The organism is Telluria mixta, from assembly GCF_029223865.1.
GTDB classification, from domain to species: domain Bacteria; phylum Pseudomonadota; class Gammaproteobacteria; order Burkholderiales; family Burkholderiaceae_D; genus Telluria; species Telluria mixta.
Genome location: NZ_CP119520.1, coordinates 6,370,994 through 6,388,213 on the forward strand (window position 1 = coordinate 6,370,994; position 17,220 = coordinate 6,388,213).

The following is a 17,220-nucleotide window of genomic DNA, read 5'->3' on the forward strand; positions in this document are numbered from 1 at the left end:
CATCAGGCGTAGCGCCGCACGAGGAATTCGGCCACGCACACGGGTTTCGTGCCGCCCTCGCGCTCGACCGTCACGTCCAGCGTCAGCTGTGTCGATCCCGCTTCGTCATCCAGCGCCGCCAGCACGATCGCCGCGCGCACGCGGCTGCCGGCCGGCACCGGCGCGGGAAAGCGCACCTTGTTCAAGCCATAGTTCACGACGAGCTTCGCGTCGACCATCGCGAGCACGTCGGATAACATCGACGGCAGCAGCGACAGGGTGAGGAACCCGTGCGCCACGGTCCCGCCAAACGGCGATTCGCGCGCCGCGCGTTCCGGGTCGATGTGGATCCACTGGTGGTCGTCGGTGGCGTCGGCGAACGTGGCGATGCGGTCCTGGCCGATCTCGAACCAGCGCGACCGGCCCAGCTCCGTGCCGACCAGGGCGCGCAGCGTCTCCAGCCCCGTCACTTCGTGCAGCGCGCTAGCCATGATCCCTCTCCCCGCCGGGGCGGCGCCCGAACATGCCCATGCCCTCGACCGTGCACACGGTCTCGCCATGCTGGTTGAGCGCGACCCACTTCGACCAGACCACGCCGCGGTCCGGCTTCGACGTGGACGCCTTTACCTGCACGGTCCGGTAGCGCACGTTCAGCGTGTCGCCCGCGCGCACGGGCGCGAGCCAGCGCACGCCGTCCAGGCCCGGCGAGCCCATGCTGGCCGACCGGTTCATCAGGCCGTCGACGACCATGCGCATCATCATGCTGCACGTGTGCCAGCCGCTGGCGATCACGCCGCCGAAGATCGAGTCCGCAGCGGCCGCGCGGTCGATGTGGAACGGCTGCGGATCGAAGTCCCGGGCGAACGCGACGATTTCCTCTTCGGTGACGGTGCGCGTGCCCAGGTCGATGTCCTGGCCGGGCTCGAAATCCTCGAAATACCAGTACGCCTTCATGCCGCCTCCTCGTCGTCGTAGAACCCCGGCTGCGCGATGAAGCGGGCCAGGTGGTGGTCGCAATCGCCCAAGGTCAGCTCGATCGTCGACAGGCGCTTGAAGTAATGCGACGCCGGCAACTCGTCCGTCACGCCCATCCCGCCGTGCAGCTGGATCGCCTGCTGGCCCACGAAGCGCGCGGCCTGGCCCACGCGGTACTTCGCGGCCGCGACCGCGCGGCGGCGCTCGGCGGCCTGATCTCCGCCGACGTCGCCGGCCAGGCGCACGGCCGCCAGCAGCGCCATCGAACGGGCCTGCTCCAGATGCACGTACATGTCGGCCATGCGGTGCTGCAAGGCCTGGAACTTCCCGATCGGCACACCGAACTGCTGGCGCGTCTTGAGGTAGTCGAGTGTCGCGGCGAACAGCGCATCCATCGCACCGAGCGCTTCCGCGCACAGCAGGCCGGCGCCATAGTCGGCCGCCGCTTCCAGGATGGTCCATCCTGCGCCCACTACGCCGATCACGGCATCCGCACCGACCTTCACGTCGCGCAGCAGCACGTCGGCCGCCCTCTGGCCGTCCAGCATGCGCACGTCGCGCGTGACGACGCCCGCCGCATCCGCCGGGACGGCGAACAGCGTAATGCCGTCCTCGTCGCGCTGCGCGCCGGCCGTCCTGGCCGACACGATGAGCACGCCCGCCTGCGCGCCGTGCAGCACGACCTTCTTTTCGCCGTTCAAACGCCAGCCGTCGCCATCCGGGGCGGCAGGCGTGGCACGGGTTGCAACATCGCGCAAGTCGTGGCGCGACTGGCGTTCGCCCAGCGCGCAAGCCAGCTTCAGCTCGCCCACCGCCACGCGTTCGAGCAGCGCGTCGTGCGCACGCCCGCGACGCAGGAACTCGGCGCCGAACATGGTCGCGAAATATGGTTCGACCACGAGGCCGCGGCCCAGTTCCTGCATCACGACGAACATGTCGACGGCGTCGCCATCGAAGCCGCCAAGCGCTTCCGGCAGCGGCAACGCGGTCAGGCCGAGCTCGGCGAGCGTCGCCCAGGCGGTCCCCGATACGCCGGCCGGCGCGCCCACGATCGCGCGCCGCGCCTCGAACGTGTAGTCGCGCGCGATCCAGCGCTTGAGCGCGTCCGCCAGTTGCAGCTGCTCTTCCTTGAAGTTGAAGTCCATGTCTTTCCTCACAGGCCCAGGATCATCTGGGAGATGATGTTGCGTTGGATCTCGTTCGAGCCGCCGTAGATCGACGTCTTGCGGAAATTGAAGTAATGCGGAAGCAGCGGCGCCGCGAAGTCGTCGTCGATGGCGCTGTGTTCGTGCTCGCCTTCGAGGTAGGCCGGGTCGAACGGCAGCGCCAGCGGGCCGGCCGCCTCGACCATCAGTTCCGACAGCCGCTGCTGGATTTCCGTGCCGCGCACCTTCAGCACGGACGCTTCCGGCCCCGGCGCCTTGTCGGCCTGCGCCAGCACGCGCAGCACCGTCATCTCGAGCGCCATCAGTTCGATCTCGAGGTCCGCGACTTTCGCCGCGAACAGCGGGTCGCGCAGCAGCGGCTGGCCATTCTTTTGCTCGCGCCGGGCGAGTTCTTTCAGCCGGGCCAGTTCGCGCTTCGACCGGCCGACGGCCGCGATCCCCGTGCGCTCGTGTCCCAGCAGGTATTTGGCATACGTCCAGCCCCGGTTTTCCTGGCCGACGAGATTGGCCGCCGGCACGCGGACGTTGTCGAAGAAGACTTCGTTCACCTCGTGGTCTTCGTCCAGCATGATGATCGGGCGCACGGTGACGCCCGGCGCATGCATGTCGATCAGCAGGAACGAGATGCCCTCCTGCTTGCGCACGGTCGGGTCGGTGCGAACGAGGCAGAAGATCATGTCGGCGTGCTGGGCCAGGGTCGTCCACGTCTTCTGGCCGTTGACGATGTAGTGATCGCCGTCGCGGATGGCGGTCGTCTTCAGCGACGCGAGATCGGACCCGGCCCCCGGCTCGGAATACCCCTGGCACCACCAGTCCTCGCACGCCAGGATGCGAGGCAGGTAATACGCTTTCTGTTCCTCGCTGCCGAACGCCATGATGACGGGCGCGACCATGTTCACGCCGAACGGCAACACGGGCGGCGTACCGGCGCGGGCGCATTCCTCCTCGAAGATATGACGCTGCACGGGCGTCCAGCCCGGCCCGCCGTACTCGCGCGGCCAGCCCGGCGCGACCCAGCCCTGGCGCGCCAGGATGCGGTGCCAGCGCACGTAGTCGTCCTTGTGCAGGCGCAGGTGGTTTTCAACCTTGTGGCGCAGGTCGGCCGGCAGCTCGGCCTCGAGGAAGGCGCGTACCTGGTCGCGGAAAGCCAGGTCGTCGCCGGTATAGGTCAGGTCCATGTTGTCTCCTTTGTTATGCCGGCCAAAAAAGCACGACCGTTCCAAAGATTGTACCTGAAATCACCCGGCGGAAAAGGGGGCGTGCAAAAGCAAACGCCCCCGCGCGGGCGGGGGCGTTCGTGGTGCTGCGCGGCGCGTCGATCAGCGCTTGCGGCGACGGACGATGCCCATCGCGCCCAGCATGCCCGCCATCATCAGGGCGATCGACGACGGTTCCGGCACGGCAGCCGCGGGTGCGGCCGGCGCGTCCGGCAGGCCGGCGCCGATGTCGCCGCCGATGCCGCCATTGCCGTTGCCATTACCGTTCCCGTTGTTTTGGGCTGGAATCGGCAGCTGGACGATGGCACCGCCCTCCTGGCCGCCGGCGGCCGGCGTGATCACCGTCGCGCCATTGCCATTGTCGTAGTTGCCCGACGGGGCACCATGGACGCTGTCGCTGTTGCTCGACGAATTGCTGCCCTTCGGCGGATTGGCGTTGGCGGAAGGCGCGCTCGCGTTGGAGCCGCCACCGCCGTAGTTGCTGTTGTTAGCGCCCGCCGCCTCCGTCGTGATGACCTTGCCGTCGGCGGTGGACACGACGCCCTTGCCGTTACCCAGCATCGCCGCGAGTTTGGCATTGCTGGTGCTCAGCAGATAGGTGCCTTCGATACCCTGCGAGTAAGACAGTTTCACTTGCGTACCGGTCTGGCCGACGCTGGCGCTGGCCTTCTGGTACAGCGCTTCGGCCAGGTTGCCACTGCCGTAAGCGGCACCGCCGACCAGGCTCACGCCGTTCGACAGCACCCCCGAACTGACCACGTCCGAGCCATTACCGCTGGTCCATCCGGACAGGAAGCCCGACTGGGCCGCCGTACCGGTCGCCGACAGCACTTCTGCCTGGGCTCCGCATGCGCTCCCGACCAGGAGAGCCGCCGCGATGAGGTAACGAGTTGTCATATTGCACTCCTTGCTCAGTTCATAAAGTTATTGTTAATTTAACTGCTGAGCTAATGTAGCACAGCTGAAAAAAATACAATTTTCAATTGAACGGCATAAAAAAAGGCGAGGATCCCAAGGGGATCCTCGCCTTCAGCCATCCGGTAAGGATGTATGCTTAACTTACGGTTAATTCATTTTTGACAACCAATTAGTTGCCGGGTTGTTTCAACATTGACATGTACGGCATCGCGCGCGACGCCATCCGGGTGTCGGCTTTCAGCATGCCGGCCTCGTCGGCCAGGATATGGGCAGCCTCCTGCAGGTACACGTCCTTGGCGTTCTTGGCGGCCTTCTCGGCGGCCAGTTCGGCGCTCAGGCTGCGCTCGTCGCCCTGCAGGCCGTCATCCGCGCTCGCCGCGCCTTTCAGCACGACGTTCGTCTTCTTCGGGCTGGTCGGCGTCGGCACCTTGCCGCGCTGTTCCTTGCTGCCCGGACCGGACACCGGCTCATCCGGATTGTCCTTGCCGGCCAGGCGCGACTCGCGCAGGCGTGCCTTGGCTTCCTGGTTCTCGCGCTCCTTGCGGCGCACGGTCTCGTTCAGCGAGATCAGGTTGTCCTTGCGGACCTTCAGGGCCTCGGCGATGTCCTGCTCGATATCGAGGAAGTCACGGTCCTTGGCAACGCGGCTGTCGTGCTTCTTCTGCAGCGGGTTGAACAGCTCCTTCAGGTCGCCGGACGGCATGTACGTCGCCGGCTTGATCTGCACCCACGGCAGCGCGTTGTCGTACGACGCTTCGCCGAAGTTGTCGTCATCCGACGTGACCGGGAACCTGATGTCCGGGGTGACGCCGCGCAGTTGCGTGGTGCCGCCGTTGATGCGGAAGAACTGGGCGATCGTCATCTTGAGTTCGCCGTACTTCAACTTGTCGTTCTGCGAGAAGCGGTCGAGGTTGATCAGCGTCTGCACGGTGCCCTTGCCGAAGCTCGGCTCGCCGATGATGATGCCGCGGCCGTAATCCTGGATCGCGGCGGCGAAGATTTCCGACGCCGACGCCGAACCGCGGTTGATCAGCACGCCCATCGGACCGTCCCAGGCCAGGCCTGCATCCGTGTCGCTCTCGACTTCGACGCGGCCTTCGGCGCTGCGCTGCTGCACGACCGGGCCCTTGTCGATGAACAGGCCCGTCAGTTCGACGGCCTCGATCAGCGAACCGCCGCCGTTGTTGCGCAGGTCGATCAGGACGTTGTCGACCTTCTCTTTCTTCAGCTCGCCGAGGATGCGCTTCACGTCGCGCGTGGCGCTCTTGAAGTCCTTGTCGCCCTTGCGGCGTGCCTCGAAGTCCTGGTAGAAGGTCGGCAGCTGGATCACGCCGATGCGGCGCTTCACGCCGTTATCCGTGACCTCGATGATCTTCTTCTTGGCCGACTGCTCTTCCATGCTGATCTTCTGGCGCACGATGGAAATCGTCGTGTGCTTGCCGTCCTGGCCGGCGTCGGCCGGCAGCACGTCCAGGCGGACCGTCGAGTTGCGTTCGCCGCGCACGAGCTGCACGACGTCGTCGATGCGCCAGCCCATCACGTCCGTGAACGGGCCGTTGCCCTGCGCGACGCCGACGATGCGGTCGCCCACCTTCAGCTTGCCGGATTTGTCGGCCGGGCCGCCCGGGACGATCTCGCGGATCACGGTGTAGTCTTCACGCGACTGCAGCACGGCGCCGATGCCGTCCAGCGACAGGCGCATGGCGATGTCGAAGTTCTCGGCCGAGCGCGGGCCCAGGTAGTTCGTGTGCGGCTCGATGGCCATCGCGTACGCGTTCATGAACATCTGGAACACGTCTTCGTTGTTCAGCTTCTTGAGGCGGTTCTGGTAACCCTCGTAGCGCTTGTCCAGCGTCTCGCGGATCGCCTTGTCTTCCTTGCCGGCCAGCTTCAGGCGCAACCAGTCGTTCTTGACGCGCTTGCGCCACAGGTCCTTCGCCTCTTCCTCGTTCTTCGCCCACGGGGCCTTCTCGCGGTCGATCTGCAGCGATTCGTCCGTGGTGAAGTCGAACTTGCCCTTCAACAGCTCACGCGCATACGTCATGCGGTCGAAGAAGCGCTGCTGGTAGATGTTGTAGATCTGGAAAGGCACCGTCAGGTCTTCGTTGTTGATGGCATCGTCCAGCTTGGTGCGCACGGGCGCGAAGTTGTCGATGTCGGCCTGGGTGAAGTAGAGCTTCTCGCTGTCGAGCGCCTTGAAATAGGCATCGAAGATCTTCGCGGACATCGCGTCGTCCAGCGGCGTCGCCTTGTAGTGGTAGCGCGCAAGCACGCGCGATGCCCACAGGGCGGCCTGGGTCTGGGCGGCGGCCGGCTTGAGCTGGCCGACGGGTGTCGTGTCGGTCTTGACCGCGGCAACCTTCTCGGGCTGTGCCGTGACCACATGGGCCGACATGGCAAACGCCAGCGCGACCGTCAACAACTGCTTCTTCATTCTTGGTTCTCCGGACGGGAATATTCAAGCGACTGCTTGGCGGGAGGGCCGGCAGTCGCGCCGACGCAGCGGCGGATGCAACCCATTCTACAGGATAGCGCGGCGGCGCAGAGCCGGCTTGTACGCGTCTTCAGCCGAGCTTAAGTCTTCACGGCGCTCTCAGGCCTGCGCTTTTACAAATCGAAACAAACTGGTTTGAAACCAACAGTAGGCCAGGCCGCCCGCCGCGATAATCAACAGATAAGGCCAGCTGCGCAAGCTGAGTTTCCAGTCGACGGGCGATGGCCAGAACGACAGGAACTGCGGCGCCAGCAGCAGGGTCAGCGCCAAGTCGGCCGGACCGAAGTGCCATGGCGTGCGGGTGCGCCACCATGCCACGGTGACGGGCACGAGCAGCACGAGGAAAGGCGCCAGCGCGGCGGGCGCGGCGTTATACCAGCGCAGGTTCGCGAACGACACGGAACCGAGCTCCCACGTACGCCCGTTGCGGCGCGGAATGATGGTAAAGCCGACAGGTTCGGCGCCCAGCAACAGCCCGACGGCGAAGTGCGCGAGCTCGTGGCAGAACGTGCCGACGGCGCTGAACAGGAAAAAGACGGGATGCGCCCGCGTCACCATCCAGATCAGGAACGCGAGCGCGAGCGACGGCACGAGATATAACAGCATCTCGCCCAGGCCGCAGGCCCAGGCGGGCAGATGGGTGGTACAGCCTGCCAGCCAGGACATGGCCGCGACGCGTCAGCCCAGGTAGAAACAGCGGGCGCAGGCCTGGCGGTAGCTCTCGTTGCCGCCGATGCTGACCTGCTCGCCTTCGCGGATGCGACGGCCTTCCGGATCGACCCGGATGTTCATCGTCGCCTTCTTGCCGCACGTGCAGATGTTCTTGATTTCCTCGATGTCGTCGGCCAGCGCCAGCAGGTGCGCCGAGCCAGGGAACGGGTCACCGCGGAAATCGCTGCGCAGGCCGTAGCAGATGACGGGCACGCCGCGCACCTGCGCCAGCTGGTGCAGTTGTACGACCTGCTCCTTCGTCAGGAACTGGGCTTCGTCGACGAGCACGCACGACACGGCCGGCGCCTTGTCCAGGAAATTGGTGTCCTTGTCGAACACGTCGGTCTGGCGCTGCGGGCCCAGGCGCGACGTGATCTGGCCCACGCCGTAGCGGTCGTCGATGGCGGCCGTGTACAGCTGCACCTTCTGGCCCTGCTCTTCGTAGTTGTGCGCGACCTGCAGCAACGACGTCGACTTGCCCGCGTTCATTGCCGAATACCTGAAATAGAGTTTTGCCACTGCCCTGTCCTGCCCTGGAATACCGTTGTTCGATCCGGCGATTATAGCAATCCGGCATGGCGCGGCGCCAGCGCCGCCGGCCTGCGTCAATCCCCCGGGTGATATTTGCGCTCGAGCTGCTTCTCGATGTCTTCCTTGTAGTACAGCACGTCCTTGAATTCGCCGCGGCTGTACATCGCGGCCTGGTCCGCGAAATGGGGAGACGCCGGATCCCCGCTCTCGCCGCCGGCCAGGATGCTCTTTGCGCGCAGGCGTGGGCCGAACTCGACGGCCGCGACGAAACTGTTGCCGCGGTCGCCATAGATCCGCTTCGTCGTCTGCTTCGCCGTCATGCCGAAGGAAGCCAGCGAGCCCCAGTTCGCCGACGTGAAACCGACGGGCAGGCTCGGCTTGCTGTCGTCGTACTGCTGGTCGACGGCGCCCGACAGGCGCTGGAAGCGATTGATCTCGCCCCACGGCGTCTTCCAGCTGCCGAAGTCGGACAGCAAGCGGTCGCTCGCGCGGGACAGCGCATCGAGGCGCTCCTGCGGCGTCAACCGCGTCTGCACGAAATCGACGACCGGCACGCGCTGCGCCTTCGCCCGATTCGATGCCTGCGCAACCATGTCCTGGCCCCAGTACACGGCGAGCGACGTCGGCACGGACGCCGTCGAGAAGCGCAGGTCCCAGCCGCGCAGCAGCGCCACCTGGCCGGCGAGCTTCGCCTTCAGCGGATCGCTGTCCGGCAACGCGTCCCAATCCTTCGCCAGGGCCGGGACGAGCGGCTCGAACGCCGTCAGGTAGCTGTCGTAAGCCTTCGCGATGAGGCCGTCGAGCGTGAGATCGCGCGCATCGTGCAGCACGCGCTCCGCGTGCACGCCGCGCGGATTCTGCGGCAGCGACCACATATACGTCGGATACGTCGAGCAATCCGGACTGCTCGCGCCGAAGCCCGTGCACGGCCAGTTGTTCGTGTTGGAGATATAGCCGCTGCCCGGGTTGAACAGCGTGATCGTCTCGCCGACGTCGTGCAGGCCCTTCCACTCGGTGGCCGGATCGCTGCCGTTGACGGGCTTCGTCCAGTCGAAACGCGGGTCGCGGCGCGGGATGAAATTGCCGTGGAAGTAGGCGATATTGCCGTCCGCATCCGCGTACACCGTGTTGTTCGACGAATTCGTGCGCAGGTCCATCACCTTGCGGAACGCCGCGTAGTCGCGCGCCTTCGTGCGGCCGTACGACTGCATCAGTGCGTGCACCGGGTCGTCCATCATGCGCACCGCCACCCACTTGCCGTCCTGCGTGCGGATGACGGGACCGTGGTGCGTGAAGTACGCGGTGACGGTGCGCGTCGCCATGCCGTTCGCGGTTTTATAGGGCAGCGCGATGGTCTTCGCGCGCACGGCCCGTTCCCCGGCGCCGTACTTGTAGACGAAGCCGGAGTCGCGCCTGTCCACCGTTTCCAGGTACTCGTCGATGACATCGCCGCCACCGGACGTGTGCATCCAGCCGACGCGGTCGTTGAAGCCCTGGTAGATGAAGAACTGGCCCCACGTGACGGCGCCGTACGCGTTCAGGCCTTCGCCGCTCACCATGTGGATCTCGGGACGGAAGTAGAACGACGTGTGCGGATTGATCATCAGCAGCGCGTGGCCACCGGCCGTGAGGCGCGGCGCGATGGCGAAGCCGTTCGAGCCGCGCGGCTCGGGGTCGAACCCCTTGTCGGCCACCTTCTCGGCCTGCGCGACGACGGGCGCTCGCGCGGCACCATAAAACGCTTGCAGTGCCTTCAGGTCGATGGTCTCGATGTCGCCGCCGATGCTGCCCTCGCTGAACGCGAGCGCCATCCACGGCTCGAAGCGCGTGATCAGCTTCGGCTTCACCTGCGGACGGGTAACGAGATACCAGTTCAAACCATCCGCATACGCATCCATCAGCTTCTTCAGCCAGGCCGGACTGTCTGCGTACTTCGCCTTGAGCTCGACCGGATCGATGTACAGCTTCATGCGCAGGTCGCGCCAGATCTCCTTCTCGCCTTCGACCTCGGCCAGCCGCCCCAACGCGTTGATGTAATTGAGTTCGACGCGGTTGAAATCATCCTCGGCCTGCGCGAACAGCATGCCGAACACGGCGTCCGCATCCGTCTTGCCGAAGACGTGCGGGATGCCCCACTTGTCGCGCAGGATCGTCACGCGCCGTGCCATCGCCTGCATGCGCGCGCGTTCGGCCGACGTGAACGCGGCCTGCGTCTGCGTGGCGGCCGGCGCCGCAGCCTGCACAGCCACGGGTTGGGCGAGCGCGAGCAGCGCGGCACAGGCGATGGCGACCGGGGTCGCGCGGGACATCGTCATGGGATCTCCTGGATCAGGCGCCGCCGAGCGCGGCGAGCTTCTGGCGCAGCACTTCGTTTTCCGTCAGCAGGGTGGCGACGCGGTCCTTCAGTTCGCCGACCTGGGCCCGCAACGCCTTCACCTGGTCTTCCGGCGAATCGGGGACGGTCTCCTTCTTCGGCTTGGCGCCGGCCTTCTGTTCGCGCACCTGGCGCGCGGCCTGCTGCAGCTCCTTGCGCCCACCGGCGACGGCCGCGACCTGCGCTTCCGGCGGCAGCGACGCGACACTGGCGGCGGCGCTGACGGAAATCGTCCCGCTGCGCACGGCGTCGACCAGTTCCGGCGCCGCCGTCTTGCGGATGCGCTCGATCTGGCTCAGCGTGTTCGCCGACACCCGCGCAGCCTTCGCGACGTCCTCGCGCGTGCTCCACGGCGGGTCGGCCGGATCGTCGACCGGTTCCTGTTCCGCCTGCTCCGGCGGTGCCTCGGCGGCACGCTGGGCCGCGCGTGCGGCGACGATTTCCTTCTTGCGCAGCGCCAGCATGCCGCGCTGGAAGTCGGACACGCTGCGGCGCGCGAGGTTATTGTCGATGACCCACAGCATGACGTCTTCCAGCGAGTCGAACTTGTCGTTGTTGACGGTGCGGAACGGAATGCCGTGCTTCGTGCAGATGTCGTAGCGGTTATGCCCGTCGATCAGGACGTCGCGCCACAGCACGAGGGCGTCGCGGCAGCCGTCGGCCAGCAGGCTGCGCTCGAGCGCCGCGTATTCGACGGGTGTGAGGGGATCGATGAAAGAGCGGAGTTCCTCGTTGATCGTGATATTCAAAGTGTGTCCTTGCATGTTTCCTGCCGCGACGCAGACGGCCGCGGGCGTATCGCCCCGCATGCTACACCATGCGCCGCCGGCCGGCACGCGTCATGCATGTTGAATGGAAACTTTTCCCGGATCGGCGCAGAATGAAGCGGACTCAACCTTCAGGGAGCGAGCGATGAATCGACGCCATGACCGCATATCTGCCATGTTCATCGATGCCGTGTTGAACGGCAGCCCCCAGCACGGCATCGCACACGCCGCGCGCCTGCTGCATGAGGATGGGGTGCCGTTCGACGTCGCGTTGCGCGTACTGACGCGGCCAGTGGGGCGGCGCCAGGGGCCGCGTCCGCCGCATGTGCTGGTGGCGGCAGCGGCGGCGCTCGTGAGGCCGTTCGGCTCGGCCCATCGGTGGGAGGCGCCGGACAAGTCAACCTTGCAATTTTGACCCTGAACGGGTCCGGCTGTGCTAGAATCCTGCCCGCTGCCCGGATGGTGAAACTGGTAGACACCCGGGACTTAAAATCCCGTGCCAGCGATGGCGTGCCGGTTCGATCCCGGCTCCGGGCACCACAACCCAAGCCGTACGCGGCGGCAGCGCCGAAGCGATCACGCCAAGGTCTCGCCGACGTCTTCCGTCGCCCGCGCATCCTGGACCTGGTTCCGCCCACCCCGCTTCGCCGCATACAATGCCGCATCTGCCCGCTGCAGCAGGCTCTCCAGCGACTCGCCTTCATCGAGGCTGGCGACACCGACGCTGACCGTAAAGCGCACAACCCCGGCACCAGCTCCAGCCACGTCAGCCCGTTCGAGCGTCCGCCGCAATTCGTCGGCAAGGCGCACGGCCGCGTCCGCATCCGTGTCCGGCAGCAGGACCGCGAATTCCTCCCCTCCCAGGCGCGCACAGACATCGCCGCGCAGCACAGTGCCCGTCCGCGCAACGAGGTCGGCCAGCACCTGGTCGCCGACCGCGTGGCCGTGGGTGTCGTTGATGGCCTTGAAGTGGTCGACGTCGAAGATCAGCAAAGACAGCGGCCCGCCCCTACGCACGGCATCCGCGTGGGCGCGCTCGGCGCGGCCGAAAAAGGCGCGACGCGACCAGGCGCCCGTCAGGTGGTCGTGTTCCGCCGCGTACCGGGCCTGGCCGATCAGTCCGGCGTTCGCCATCATTACGGCGCCCAGGGTCAAGCCGGGCAGCGCCAGCGTGCCGAGGGCAAAGCAGACGAGGTTGACGGGCGATGAATCGAACAGCGTCACCTGGGCGTCATGGTGGGACGCATACATCACGGCGCGCACCGCGTGGGCCGCCGCCAGCGTCAGCGCGGCCCCGAACGCGAAGCGGATCGGATAGCGGGCCCGGTCCGGATGTGCCCACGGCCGCAGCCCCCAGGCCATGGCCACGCACACGATGCCGTGGAAGAAAGACGACAGCGCCACGCGCACCGCCATCGCGTCGACGCCATAGTGGAATATGCCCAGCGCCACGGTCGATGCCGTCACCAGCGCGGCCAGCGCGCGGTATGGCGCACGGCGGCCGAGGTGGCGTTCGAAACCGGCAAGCATCAGCGCCGGCGCGCCCAGGAACAGCAGGTTCGCGACGTCGATGGACAGCACGTCCGGAATCCGCCCGCGGGCGGCGAACAGCAGCAGCGCCACGATCGCCAGGACGTTGGCACACGTCCACTCACGCACACCAGCCACGCTGCTCCGCGCGACCGAACGCAAGACCATCAGCATGATCGCCGACAGTGCGATGGTGACAAATAGAAAGAGTAAAGCGCTCAAATCGGAACCGGCTGGATGGGCTGACCGTGCAACACTGTCGAGAATGGCACGATATCCTGGAAAGGCGCGCAACATTGCGCGGTGGAAATAAACATGAGTTTAGCAAATTCGAGTACCGAAATATTTCCATCGAAGAAACTTTCAGTCTATTTTTGGCAAAATCGATGAAGAAAAGCCGAGCACGATGACCCAGAAACAACAGGCACCACTGCATGGCAGCCAGGCATCCACGGAGCGCATCCAGTCCGTCGACGTCTTCCGGGTCCTGGCGATCGCTGCCGTCATCGCGCTGCACACGGCACCGCACACGGGACCGGACGCGGTCGGGTTGCGCTTCGACGTCCGCACGGTGTGCGACCAGCTGGAGCGCTTCGCGGTGCCGCTGTTCTTCATGTTGTCCGGCTATTTCTGGGCCGGCCGCTGCCAGGACCGCGCCGCGTGCTGGAAGGCCGGCATTGCCCTCGCGCGCCGCGTCCTCGTGGTGTTCGTCGCGTGGTCCGTCATCTATTTCCTCATCACCGTCGCGGCGGCGGGTTGGCAAGCGGCCACGCGTCCCCTGCCCGGCCTGCCCACCCTGCTGCTGCAGGGCACCAAGGTCCATCTGTGGTTCCTGCCGGCACTGGCGCTGGCGGCCCTCGTCAGCGGCGCCCTGCTCGCGCGCGGGCGCGAACGCACGCTCCTCGTGCTGGCCATCGCGTTGTACGCGGCCGGGCTCGCCGGCAAGGCATATGCCGACACGCCCATCGGTTTCCACACGCACGTGAATATGCGCAATGGCCTGTGCTTCAGCCTGATCATGTTCGTCACCGGGACCCGGCTGCGGCGCATGGGCCCCCGACCGTCCTGGCGCCGCCTCGGGCCCGCGCTTGCACTGGGCGGACTGGCCCTGCAGGTAGCCGAGGTCGCCTGGCTGCACGCAGGTTGGGGCACGAACATGGCGCAGGATTTCGTGCTCGGCACATATTTCTACGGGCTGGGCATGACGATGCTGGCCCTGTCCGATCCGGCGCCGCTGCGCGCTCCCCGCCTCGCGGGACTCGGTCCGCTCGTGCTGGGCATTTATGCGTCGCACTTCCTGTTCGTCGACCTGCTCGCGCGCCCGGATTCGCCGCTGCGCGCCGTCCCCGGCTGGGATATCATCGTCGTCGCCCTCGTGTTCGCGCTGTCGCTGGCGCTGACGGGGCTGTTGTGGCGGTTCGCGCCCACGCGCCGCCTCGTCGCATGAACCGAGGAACTCATCATGTACGGATTGATCGGCAAGATCCTTTGCACACCCGGCCAGCGCGATACGCTGACGGCCATCCTCGCCCACGGCACGACCGGCATGCCGGGTTGCATCAGCTACGTCATCGCACACGACGCTGCCGATTCGGACGCCATCTGGGTGACCGAGGTATGGGACAGCCAGCACAGCCACCAGGCATCGCTGGCACTGCCCTCGGTACAGGCCGCCATCGCGAAGGCGCGGCCCCTGATCGCCGGTTTCGGCGAACGTGTCGAGACGCTGCCCGTCGCCGGTCCGGGCCTCCCCGCACCAGGGCTCCCCGACTGAACGGCACGGCGCGCCCTAACGGACGACCGCCGTTGCCCATCTGCGCTACCATCGTCCCATGTGTGGACGATTTGACCAAAGCCAGACCGCGCGCCATTACGCCAACCTGATCGGCTGGACCGATGCCGTGTTCGACAGCGAGTCGAGACCGACGACGAATGCGGCGCCGGGTACCTATCGCCCCGTCATGCACGTGCAGGACGGCGAGCACCGCGTGGACGACGTGTTCTGGAGTTACCGCGCCAAATGGGCCGAAGGCAAAGTGCCCATCGTCATCAACGCCCGGCTGGAAAAGCTGGCCAACCGCTACTGGTCGCGGCTCGTCAAGAACGGGCGCGGGATCGTCCCGGCCGAGGGCTGGTACGAGTGGACGGGAGAAAAAGGCCACAAGCAACCGTGGCACATCCACCGCAAGGACCACGCCCCGCTGTTCATGCTGGCCGTCGCCAACTTCGGGCCGTTCGAGGAGAACCGCGCCGAGGCCGGCTTCGTCATCGTCACGGACGACGCCTCCGGCGGCATGCTGGACATCCACGACCGCCGCCCCGTCGTTCTGGAAGCGGAAGACGCGAAACTCTGGCTCGATCCGGGCCTGTCGCCCGAGCAGGCCATCGAACTGGCGCGCCATGCGGCCGTGCCTGCGGACGCCTTCGAGTGGTACAAGGTCAGCACGGCCGTGAACCGGGCCGGCGCGGACGGTCCGGAGATCGTCCGGCCTCTGGACGACTGACGTATCCCCAATCAAACATTTCCTCTGGTCAGCCTCGAAACGAAGGCTGAGAACCATTTCGCAAACGCCGTTATGACCTATGTCGTATCGAATGTCGCAACCAAGCGCGGCGATCGATGGTCATACGAGACCACATGACGAAAGGGTTGCGCAATGGGTGACTACCTGAGGATCCAAGAAATGTTGAAGGAAGGCGAAGCCTATGCCGGCCTGATACTCGGCAAGAACGGCGAGTCCGACTACCACCTGGTGCTGCTGCCGGACGAAGCGTCCGACGTCAGCTGGCCCGCCGCGCGCGAATGGGCTGCCGCGCAGCAGGGCGAGCTGCCGACACGGCGCGAACTTGCCCTGCTGTTCGCCAACATGCGCGAAGGTTTCGACCGTGTCTGGTACTGGTCGAGCGAGGCCCACGACACACGGCCGCAACTGGTCTGGGGCAGAACTTTGCCAGCGGCATCCAGACCGTGTATGGCCGTCCGTTCCGCGGGCATGCCCGTGCGATCCGGCGCATCGAGGCCGGATGACGGTAACGGCAGGCGGCGCGCCGCCTGCCGCATGGCAACTTCAGCTTTTACCTTTTATTTAGCCGCCTTCGCCTCGGTAAAGACGTTGGCGCGGCCGATCGGCTGGTCCATGTTGGCCAGGAACCACGCCGTCGTCGCCATGACGGCAGCGTGGCGGCGCAGGTTTTCCGGATCCACCTTATCGAAGGTATCGGCAGGGGTATGGTGATAATTGAAATAGTCGGAGGAGTCGATCAACGGCTCGAAGCTCGGCACGCCCGAGTCCTCCAGGTCGTGCAGGTCGCCGGCGCCGACGACGTCATCGCGGCGGAATGCGCCCGCACCCATCGGATACAGGGCAGCCTGCAGCGGCGCCAGCAGCTTGGCGCCGGCCAGGCCGATGCCCGCGTGGATGCCGAACGGACGGCCCGAACCGCCGTCGTCCTCGTACGCCGCGAAATGCTTCCCGGCGAGCTTCTTGTTGACGGCGTCATACGTGTGCCCGCCGCGGCCGCCGTTCTCCTCGTTCATCCAGGCCACGACGCGGATCGTGCGGCGCGCGTGATAGTCCAGCTTGCGCAGTGTATTGATCACTTCCATCGCGCTGACGACACCGGATGCGTCGTCGTTGGCGCCCGTCGCGAGGTCCCAGGAATCGAGGTGACCCGACACGAGGACGATCTCGTCGGCCTTGTCCGTGCCCGGCCAGTCGGCGATCACGTTGTAGCTGTCCGCATCCGGCAGGATCTGCGGCGTCAGGGTCAGGTGCATGGTGACGGGCCCGCGCTTCGACAGGCGCGCGATCAGCAGCGAATCCTCGATCGTCACGGCCGCCGCCGGGATGCGGGCATCGTCTTTGAGGAGGGTCGCGCCGGTGTGCGGGATGCGGTACGCGGCACCGCCGACGGCGCGCACGAGGGCCGCCGCCGCGCCCATTTCAGCCGCCATGCGCGGGCCGACCCCGCGGAAGGCGACGGCCTGGCCATACGCCGTACCGGCCAGGCCGCGGTCCGCCATGTTCTGGTCGAACGGCACGTCGAACAGGACGATGCGGCCTTTCACTTCGGCCGCGCGCGCCTTCAGTTCTTCGAACGTACGCACGACGATCACCGGCGCCGTGATGCCGGCGGCCGGGGTCGCACCCGATCCGCCCAGCGCGGTCAGCACGATCTTTTGCGTCACGCCGGCCGGACGGCCCTGGTAGTCGACGAGCGCCGCCTTCTCTTCGCCGCGCACCCAATGGGGCACCTTGATCGGCTGCAGCGTGACCTTGGCGCCCAGCTTGCGCAATTCGTCGGCGACCTGGGTCACGGCGGCAGCGGCGCCGGGCGAACCCGAGAGGCGCGGGCCGACGAGGTCCGTCAGGTCTTCCAGGCGCTGGTAGGCGTAATCGCTTTGCAGTGCCGTGTCGCGCACCCTGGCGAGCGCGGCCGGGTCATTACCGGGAGTGGCGGCGTTCGCGGTACTGCCCAGCAGGCAGGCGGCGATCAGGCCCAAGGCGGGGAGACGGAGGCGATTCATGCTTGCAATCCTTTGGTCGGTGGAAAAACC

The 17,220-nt window shown here is 66.4% G+C and carries 16 protein-coding genes and 1 tRNA gene; 5 read left to right on the forward strand and 12 right to left on the reverse strand.

Translation table 11 applies throughout. The annotated features are described in order from the left end of the window. Window positions 1-2 precede the first annotated feature (2 nt). From P0M04_RS28050 to P0M04_RS28095, 10 genes are all read right to left on the reverse strand, one after another. Window positions 3-470 carry a MaoC family dehydratase gene (locus P0M04_RS28050; RefSeq protein ID WP_259451064.1) on the reverse strand — a complete coding sequence of 156 codons (468 nt, stop codon included), beginning with the start codon at window positions 468-470 and terminating at the stop codon, window positions 3-5. Next, window positions 463-933, reverse strand: a complete 471-nt coding sequence (locus P0M04_RS28055) for a MaoC family dehydratase (RefSeq protein ID WP_259451063.1) — start codon at window positions 931-933, stop codon at window positions 463-465. The genes P0M04_RS28050 and P0M04_RS28055 overlap by 8 nt, the downstream gene beginning before the upstream one ends. Continuing rightward, the gene (locus tag P0M04_RS28060; RefSeq protein ID WP_259451062.1) at window positions 930-2,099 is read right to left on the reverse strand and encodes an acyl-CoA dehydrogenase family protein; all 1,170 of its coding nucleotides are present in this window, start codon (window positions 2,097-2,099) and stop codon (window positions 930-932) included. The genes P0M04_RS28055 and P0M04_RS28060 overlap by 4 nt, the downstream gene beginning before the upstream one ends. 8 nt (window positions 2,100-2,107) lie before the next feature. Beyond that, on the reverse strand, window positions 2,108-3,298 hold the full coding sequence (locus tag P0M04_RS28065) for an acyl-CoA dehydrogenase family protein (RefSeq protein ID WP_259451061.1): 1,191 nt from the start codon (window positions 3,296-3,298) through the stop codon (window positions 2,108-2,110). A gap of 141 nt (window positions 3,299-3,439) precedes the next feature. Then, window positions 3,440-4,234: a PEP-CTERM sorting domain-containing protein gene (locus P0M04_RS28070; RefSeq protein ID WP_259451060.1), complete on the reverse strand. Its 795-nt coding sequence runs from the start codon at window positions 4,232-4,234 to the stop codon at window positions 3,440-3,442. Between the two features lie 190 nt (window positions 4,235-4,424). Continuing rightward, complete coding sequence (locus P0M04_RS28075; protein WP_259451059.1) at window positions 4,425-6,689, reverse strand: carboxy terminal-processing peptidase; 2,265 nt, start codon at window positions 6,687-6,689, stop codon at window positions 4,425-4,427. Between the two features lie 159 nt (window positions 6,690-6,848). Further along, window positions 6,849-7,415 (reverse strand): hypothetical protein, encoded by a 567-nt coding sequence (locus P0M04_RS28080; protein WP_259451058.1) that lies wholly within the window; start codon window positions 7,413-7,415, stop codon window positions 6,849-6,851. Between the two features lie 12 nt (window positions 7,416-7,427). Next, the gene (locus P0M04_RS28085) at window positions 7,428-7,979 is read right to left on the reverse strand and encodes a thymidine kinase (protein WP_259451057.1); all 552 of its coding nucleotides are present in this window, start codon (window positions 7,977-7,979) and stop codon (window positions 7,428-7,430) included. Between the two features lie 86 nt (window positions 7,980-8,065). Continuing rightward, a complete protein-coding gene (locus P0M04_RS28090; RefSeq protein WP_259451056.1) occupies window positions 8,066-10,306 on the reverse strand; it encodes a penicillin acylase family protein in 2,241 nt (746 codons plus the stop codon). Window positions 10,307-10,319: 13 nt separating this feature from the next. Then, window positions 10,320-11,114, reverse strand: coding sequence for a hypothetical protein (locus P0M04_RS28095; RefSeq protein ID WP_259451055.1), 795 nt, complete (start codon window positions 11,112-11,114; stop codon window positions 10,320-10,322). A gap of 163 nt (window positions 11,115-11,277) precedes the next feature. Between P0M04_RS28095 and P0M04_RS28100 the strand changes: the two genes are divergently transcribed. Together P0M04_RS28100 and P0M04_RS28105 are read left to right on the forward strand one after the other, a co-directional pair. Further along, the gene (locus tag P0M04_RS28100) at window positions 11,278-11,547 is read left to right on the forward strand and encodes a hypothetical protein (RefSeq protein WP_259451054.1); all 270 of its coding nucleotides are present in this window, start codon (window positions 11,278-11,280) and stop codon (window positions 11,545-11,547) included. A gap of 38 nt (window positions 11,548-11,585) precedes the next feature. Then, window positions 11,586-11,672 (forward strand) — tRNA-Leu (locus tag P0M04_RS28105). 36 nt (window positions 11,673-11,708) lie between these two features. On the opposite strand, the gene P0M04_RS28110 is transcribed toward P0M04_RS28105, so the two are convergent. Then, entirely contained in the window at window positions 11,709-12,836 is a 1,128-nt protein-coding gene (locus P0M04_RS28110) for a GGDEF domain-containing protein (RefSeq protein ID WP_259451053.1), read from the reverse strand. A 232-nt stretch (window positions 12,837-13,068) separates the two neighbouring features. Between P0M04_RS28110 and P0M04_RS28115 the strand changes: the two genes are divergently transcribed. The 3 genes from P0M04_RS28115 to P0M04_RS28125 are packed head-to-tail and all read left to right on the forward strand — an operon-like array spanning window position 13,069 to window position 15,166. Next, a complete protein-coding gene (locus tag P0M04_RS28115; protein ID WP_259451052.1) occupies window positions 13,069-14,109 on the forward strand; it encodes an acyltransferase in 1,041 nt (346 codons plus the stop codon). 15 nt (window positions 14,110-14,124) lie between these two features. Next, the gene (locus tag P0M04_RS28120) at window positions 14,125-14,436 is read left to right on the forward strand and encodes a putative quinol monooxygenase (RefSeq protein ID WP_259451051.1); all 312 of its coding nucleotides are present in this window, start codon (window positions 14,125-14,127) and stop codon (window positions 14,434-14,436) included. 58 nt (window positions 14,437-14,494) lie between these two features. Next, window positions 14,495-15,166: an SOS response-associated peptidase gene (locus tag P0M04_RS28125; RefSeq protein WP_259451050.1), complete on the forward strand. Its 672-nt coding sequence runs from the start codon at window positions 14,495-14,497 to the stop codon at window positions 15,164-15,166. A 578-nt stretch (window positions 15,167-15,744) separates the two neighbouring features. Here P0M04_RS28125 and P0M04_RS28130 read toward each other — a convergent pair. Next, window positions 15,745-17,190: a M28 family peptidase gene (locus P0M04_RS28130; RefSeq protein WP_259451048.1), complete on the reverse strand. Its 1,446-nt coding sequence runs from the start codon at window positions 17,188-17,190 to the stop codon at window positions 15,745-15,747. Window positions 17,191-17,220: the final 30 nt, after the last annotated feature.